At 69.5% G+C, this 6,411-nt stretch carries 7 protein-coding genes and 1 rRNA gene; all 8 read left to right on the top strand.

Translation table 11 applies throughout. The annotated features are described in order from the left end of the window. Positions 1 to 92 (top strand): 5S ribosomal RNA (gene rrf, locus ABZS64_RS35585); the annotation flags it as partial. A gap of 90 nt (positions 93 to 182) precedes the next feature. Next, positions 183 to 827 carry an HAD family hydrolase gene (locus ABZS64_RS35580; RefSeq protein WP_355838699.1) on the top strand — a complete coding sequence of 215 codons (645 nt, stop codon included), beginning with the start codon at positions 183 to 185 and terminating at the stop codon, positions 825 to 827. Between the two features lie 43 nt (positions 828 to 870). Then, positions 871 to 2,106 (top strand): MFS transporter, encoded by a 1,236-nt coding sequence (locus ABZS64_RS35575; RefSeq protein ID WP_355838696.1) that lies wholly within the window; start codon positions 871 to 873, stop codon positions 2,104 to 2,106. After that, the gene (locus ABZS64_RS35570) at positions 2,057 to 3,232 is read left to right on the top strand and encodes an acetoin utilization protein AcuC (RefSeq protein WP_355838693.1); all 1,176 of its coding nucleotides are present in this window, start codon (positions 2,057 to 2,059) and stop codon (positions 3,230 to 3,232) included. Before ABZS64_RS35575 ends, ABZS64_RS35570 begins: the two co-directional genes overlap by 50 nt. 505 nt (positions 3,233 to 3,737) lie before the next feature. Next, positions 3,738 to 4,553 (top strand): phosphatase, encoded by an 816-nt coding sequence (locus ABZS64_RS35565; RefSeq protein ID WP_355838690.1) that lies wholly within the window; start codon positions 3,738 to 3,740, stop codon positions 4,551 to 4,553. A 128-nt stretch (positions 4,554 to 4,681) separates the two neighbouring features. After that, entirely contained in the window at positions 4,682 to 4,894 is a 213-nt protein-coding gene (locus ABZS64_RS35560; RefSeq protein ID WP_014046653.1) for a helix-turn-helix domain-containing protein, read from the top strand. Between the two features lie 122 nt (positions 4,895 to 5,016). After that, positions 5,017 to 5,115: an AURKAIP1/COX24 domain-containing protein gene (locus tag ABZS64_RS35555; protein ID WP_003948845.1), complete on the top strand. Its 99-nt coding sequence runs from the start codon at positions 5,017 to 5,019 to the stop codon at positions 5,113 to 5,115. Positions 5,116 to 5,303: 188 nt separating this feature from the next. After that, the gene (locus ABZS64_RS35550; protein WP_355838687.1) at positions 5,304 to 6,410 is read left to right on the top strand and encodes an NAD-dependent epimerase/dehydratase family protein; all 1,107 of its coding nucleotides are present in this window, start codon (positions 5,304 to 5,306) and stop codon (positions 6,408 to 6,410) included. Position 6,411 lies beyond the last annotated feature (1 nt).

The raw sequence follows: 6,411 nt of genomic DNA, 5'->3' as shown, positions 1-6,411 counted from the left end.
CGCCCGGTTACATTCCGAACCCGGAAGCTAAGCCTTTCAGCGCCGATGGTACTGCAGGGGGGACCCTGTGGGAGAGTAGGACGCCGCCGAACAATTTTTAGCCTCAACCCCCGGACTCTGTCCGGGGGTTGAGGCATTTTTGCGTTGTGCGTCAGGCGCGGGACCCTCCTAGGCTGGAGGGCATGCGCTATGACCTCGTCATCTTCGACAACGACGGTGTGCTCGTCGACAGTGAGCCGATCTCCAACACCATCCTCGCCGGGTATCTGACCGAGCTGGGGTTCCCCACCTCGTACGAGGACTCCCTGCGGGACTACATGGGGGCCGCCGTGCATCGCATACACGACCTCGTCATGGAGCGGACCGGGCGGACTCTGCCCGCGGATTTCGACGAGACCCTGCATGCTCGCGTCTTTGCCGCCTTCGAGCGGGAGTTGGTCGCCGTTGACGGTGTGACGGAGGTGCTGGAGAAGCTGGTCGCGGACTCGGTGCCGTACTGCGTCGCGTCGTCCGGGAGCCATGAGCGGATCCGGGTCGGGCATCGCAAGACCGGGCTGGACCGGTGGTTCGAGGACGGGACGGTCTTCAGTGCGCAGGATGTGGGGCGGGGGAAGCCGGCGCCGGATCTGTTTCTGCATGCCGCCGAGCGGATGGGGGTCGCGCCGGAGCGGTGCGTCGTCGTGGAGGACAGTCGGCTCGGGGTGGCGGCGGCCAGGGCGGCCGGGATGGATGTGTACGGGTTCACGGCGATGACCGCGGCCGAGCAGCTGGCGGGCGCCAAGGGCTACTTCGGGGAGATGGCGGAGCTGCCCGCATTGCTTACGTGATCGATCTACCCATGGGTAGACGAGCGGCCTACGCTGTGCGGCCATGACAGATGCGCGGTTGCGGCACGGGCGTGCCTCCTTGGCGTTGAGCTTTTTCGCGCAGGGAGTGGCCTTCGCGCTGCTCGTGACGCGCATACCGGCGATCCAGGACCGGTACGGGATATCCGACGGGCTGCTGCCCGCCTTCCTTGCGGCGGTGCCGGTGCTCGCCGGGGTGGCGAGTGTGGTCACCGAGCGGCTGGTGAGGCGGGTCCGGCCGAGTGTGGTGCTCCGGTGGGCGCAGCCGGTCGTGCTGCTGGCGCTGCTCGGGGTCGCCGCGGGCGACGAGATATGGCAGGCGGCGCTCGCGCTCGGGGTGTTCGGCCTGGCGGTTGGGGCGCTGGACGCGTCCATGAACATGCTCGGGGTGAGCCTGCAGCGGGCTTACGGACGCAGCATCATGCTCGGCTTCCACGCCACGTACAGCCTGGGCGGGATCGCGGGCGCCTCGCTCGCATGGGTCGGGGCGCACTGGCATCTGTCGCTGCTCGTGTGGTATCTGCCGGTGGCGGCGGTGCTGCTGCCGGCGGCGCTGATCGGGAGCCGGTGGTACGCGGACGGGGAGCGGGCTGCTCCGGTCGAGGCCCAGGACGCGGGGAAGCGGACGGGGGTCGCGTTCACGCTGCTGCTGCCGCTCTGCTTGGTGATGACCTTCGCGTACATCGGGGACTCGACGGTCTCCAACTGGAGCGCGAAGTATCTGCAGGACGTGCTGGGCAGCTCGGAGGAGCTCGCGACCGTTCCGTACAACGCCTATATGGTCACGACGCTGCTCGGGCGGGCTGTCGGGGATCTGGGGGTGCGGCGGTTCGGGGCGGTGGCTGTGGTGCGGTGCGGGACCGTGCTCGCGGCGGCCGGGTTCGGGGTGGTGGCCGTGGCGCCGGGGGCCTGGGTGGGGATTCTCGGGTTCACGATGCTCGGGCTCGGGCTGTGTGTGATCGTGCCGCAGACGTTTGCGGCGGCCGGGCGGCGGGCTGTGGAGAGCGGCGATCCGGGGGCGAGCGACGCGGCGGTGGCGCGGCTCAATGTCTTCAACTACGTGGGGTTTCTGGTCGGTTCGCCGTTGGTGGGGGCGCTCGGGGACGCGTGGAGCTATCGGTGGGCGATGGTCGTGCCGATGGTGCTGGTGCTGGTGACCTTGCGGTACGCCCGGTCGTTCGGGGCGGAACCGGCCGGATACGGTGGCGTGCATGAGCGGCCGCGGGTTGTTGATGTGGGACGAGGCGGTAACGAAGTATGACTTCGGGGACAGCCATCCGATGGATCCGGTGCGGCTTGCGCTGACCATGGGGTTGGTGCGGGCGTACGGGCTGGATCGCGTCGTCGATGTGGTGTCCGCGAAGCCCGCCGGGGACTCGACGCTGAGACTCGTACACCGCGAGGACTACGTCGCGGCGGTGCGGGCTGCGTCGGCCGATCCGCGGATGGCTGATCAGTCGTACGGGCTGGGGACGATGGACGACCCGGCGTTCGTCGGTATGCATGAGGCGTCGGCGCTGATCGCGGGGCAGTCGGTCGGGGCTGCGGAGGCGGTGTGGCGCGGGGAGGCGACGCACGCGGTGAACTTCGCGGGCGGGCTGCATCACGCGATGCCGGGGTCGGCGTCGGGGTTCTGTGTGTACAACGACGCGTCGCTGGCGATCGCGCGGCTGCTGGAGCTGGGGGCGGAGCGGGTCGCGTACGTGGACGTGGACGTGCATCACGGGGACGGGGTGCAGGCGGCGTTCTGGGATGACCCGCGGGTGCTCACGATCTCGCTGCACGAGCATCCGCGGATGCTGTTCCCGGGGACCGGGTGGCCGGAGGAGACCGGGGCGCCGGGGGCGGGTGAGGGCAGTGCGGTGAATGTGGCCCTGCCTGCGGGGACGGGGGACGAGGGGTGGCTGCGGGCGTTTCACGCAGTGGTGCCGGAGCTTTTGGCGGACTTCCGGCCGCAGGTGCTGGTGACGCAGCACGGGGCCGATACGCACTTCGAGGATCCGCTGGCGCATCTGGCTGTGTCGCTGGATGCGCAGCGGATCGTGCAGGAGTCGTGTCACGCGCTGGCCCACGAGTGGGTTGAAGGCGGGCGGTGGCTGGCGCTCGGTGGGGGCGGGTACGCGGTGGTGGATGTCGTACCCCGCTCGTGGACGCACTTGGTGGGGATCGCGGGGCATGCGCCGGTGGATCCGGAGTCGGTGATCCCGTCGTCGTGGCGGGACGAGGTGTACGCGCGGACGCGGCAGCTGGGGCCGGGGCGGATGACGGATGGGCGTACGCCGCGGTGGCGGGAGTGGGAGTCGGGGTACGACCCGGCGGACCGGCTGGACCAGGCGGTGCTGGCGACGAGGCGAGCGGTGTTTCCGTTGCGGGGGTTGTTGGCGTAGGCGGCGCGGGTCGCTGCGGGGCCGGGCCGGGCCGTGGCGGGCGGTGCGGTGGCTGCCGGTGCGCTGGTGGGCGGGGCCGTGGCGGGCGGTGCGGTGGCTGGCGGGGCCGCTGCGCGGGGCCTTTCCCCTACCCGCCCCTTCCCGAACCGGGGCTCCGCCCCGTACCCCGCCCATGAGCAGCGGGGGTACGTGGTACCCCCACGCCCCGGGCGGAGGGCGGCAGCTTCGCGCCGCCCAATGAGGCGGGCGACGGCACCATCCTTCCCGGCCCGGGCGGAAGCTACACGCCGCCCGATCAGGCGGGCGACGGCACGTCCCACTCCAGGCCGGGGCGGCAGCTTCGCGCCGCCCCTCCGGGCGGGCGAGCGGCGGCTCCGTCCCCCGACCGCATCCGCCGCGGTCATATTTCGCCACGCACCCGCCCCATCCGTAGCCATTACGCCAACTGTGCGGGGTATTCCGCCTTTTGGCCCGGGATTCTTCCGGCTGCGGCAGCATCAACCGCGTGTTGAGTACCGGAGCGCTGCGTGCGCATCTCTTGGCCGCTCGGTTGGCCGGGCCCGTGGCCACGTCGCGGGAGGAGAGTCTGCGCAGTTACCGGCTCTTCGCCGCCCGGGATCCTCGTGTCACCCTCGGGCTCGATCCCGAATGGAACTGGGGCGAGCGGGACTTGATCGCGCTGATGGCCGACAAGTGCGGGGTCTCCGACGACCCCGGGCATGTCGCCGGGCCCGATGTCATTGATCCCGAGCGGACGCTGAGCGCGCTCGCCGCCTTCGCCGAGCGGCTCGGCGCGGTGGCCGCTCGGCGTGGGGCCGTGTTGATCGGGACCGGGCATCCGCATCGCCTGCTCGGGTTCTACGCCGGGCTGGCAGACGCTTTGTCGGCAGTGGGGTGCGAAGTCCTCACCCCGGCGCAGGGGCGATGTGTCGACATAACGACCCGGTTCGGCGTACGCACGTACAACCTTCAGTACGTACGAGGAGTCGCGCTGGTGCGGGAACCCGGCGCACGGGGCGCCGGAAGTGAGACCGGCGCACACACCCACTCACCACTCCCGGTTCGGGCAGCCCTGGAGGGCGTCATGCAGGGCGGCGGGCCGCTGCCCGAGCTGGTCGTCGGAGACCATGGCTGGGTCTGCGGGGCAGGTCAGCTGGGGATTGAGGCCATCGGTCTCGCCGATACGGACGATCCGGCCCTGTTCGTCGGCGAGGCCGAGGGGCGGGTGTCCGTCGCCGTTCCGCTTGATGACGCTGTGCGGTCTGATTACTACCGACCGCTGACTCGCTATGTACTCAATCGAGCGTGTCTGTCACAGTAGGCGGCCGATGGCTGCTCCTCTTCCCCACTCGCATCACCCGCCCCTAGTCTGGGGAGTGAGCGCACAGCGACGAAGAGTCACCGGAGGGGAAGCCGGTGTGCGTCGTGTGCGGAAGGTACAGGTGGGTCATGGCTGCTGGCAGCGAGAGGCCTCTCAACGAGGTCAAGTTTCTTACCGTGGCGGAAGTCGCCTCGGTAATGCGAGTGTCGAAGATGACCGTGTACCGCTTGGTGCACAGCGGTCATCTGCCGGCGATCCGGGTGGGAAGGTCCTTCCGGGTTCCGGAGCAAGCAGTTCACGAGTACCTCCGCGAATCCTTCGTGGGGGTGGAATCCGCGTAGTGGGGGCCGGCCGGTTCCCCTCGGATTACAGGCTCGGAGCTCTGGCGGGTAGGCTAGGCCGACGTAGGTCGTGTGGGCCCAGACGCCCCGCACCGAGTGAAGAGAAGTGAGCGAGGGTAGTCGTGGGCTCTGTTATCAAGAAGCGGCGTAAGCGGATGGCTAAGAAGAAGCACCGCAAGCTGCTCAAGCGCACCCGCGTCCAGCGTCGTAACAAGAAGTAAGCGATAGCTGTTCGTGTTGCCGCGGCCCTCCCACCAGCAAGGTGGGAGGGCCGCGGTGCGTTTTCGGCCCGGTGGCGAAAGTGCGTCGTGAGGTCATCACAGCGCAACACCGAACCGCTACGGTGACGCGTGAGAGTGGACCTGTGCGGGCCTTGGCGGACCGCGGACCTATGGGAAAGGCGCTGATCTTGGGGAAGGTCGTGCTCGTCACCGGAGTGGCCCGGCAGCTCGGAGGCCGTCTCGTACGGCGTATCCAGCGGGATCCCGAGGTGGACCGGGTGATCGGCGTCGATGCTGTGGGGCCCGAGCATCATCTCGGCGGGGCCGATTTCGTCCGCGCGGACATCCGCCAGCCCGCGATAGGGCGCGTACTGGCCGAGCACGGCGTCGACACGGTCGTCCATATGGACGTCACGGGTACGCCACTGGGTGCCGGCGGCCGGACGACGGTCAAGGAGACCAATGTCATCGGCACCATGCAACTGCTCGGTGCCTGCCAGAAGTCGCCGACCGTCAAGCGGCTGGTGATCAAGTCCAGTACGAGCGTGTACGGCTCGGCTCCCCGCGATCCTGCGGTCTTCACCGAGACCACCCCGCCCAAGTCCCTGCCGAGCGGCGGCTTCGCGAAGGACGCGGTGGAGGTCGAGGGGTACGTGCGCGGATTCGCGCGGCGGCGGCCCGATGTGGCGGTCTGCGTACTGCGCTTCGCGAACATCCTCGGGCCGTGCGCCGACTCCCCGCTCGCCGAGTTCTTCTCGCTGCCTGTCATGCCGACCGTCTTCGGTTACGACCCGCGGCTGCAGTTCGTCCACGAGGACGATGTGATCGACGTGCTGCGGATCGCCCTGCACGAGCCGCGGCGCGGCACGCTCAACAGCGGCACGTTCAATGTCGCGGGCGACGGCGTGCTGCTGCTCTCGCAGTGCTCGCGCCGGCTGGGGCGGCCGACGATGCCGGTGCTGCTGCCCACGGTCACCTGGGTCGGTTCCGCGCTGCGTACGGTCGGCGTCACTGACTTCTCGCCCGAGCAGATCCGGCTGCTCACCCATGGCCGGGTGGTGAGCACCGACCAGATGCGCGAGACACTGGGCTTCAACCCGAGGTACTCGACCGCGGAGACGTTCGCGGACTTCGCTCGCAGCCGAGGTCCGGGGCTGCTGCCGCCGGAAACCCTGGCAAAGGCTGTGGACCAGGTGGCGGCGGCACTGCCCTTTGTGGGCGGTGCGCGTACGAAGGCCACGAAGACGACGCAGCCGACTCAGACCACTCAGCCGACTCAGAGCGACGCCGAATAAG

Source organism: Streptomyces sp. NPDC005408 (assembly GCF_040606445.1).
Taxonomy (GTDB): domain Bacteria; phylum Actinomycetota; class Actinomycetes; order Streptomycetales; family Streptomycetaceae; genus Streptomyces.
Note: the sequence above shows the minus strand (reverse complement) of the source record. Positions and strands in the feature narration are given on the sequence as shown.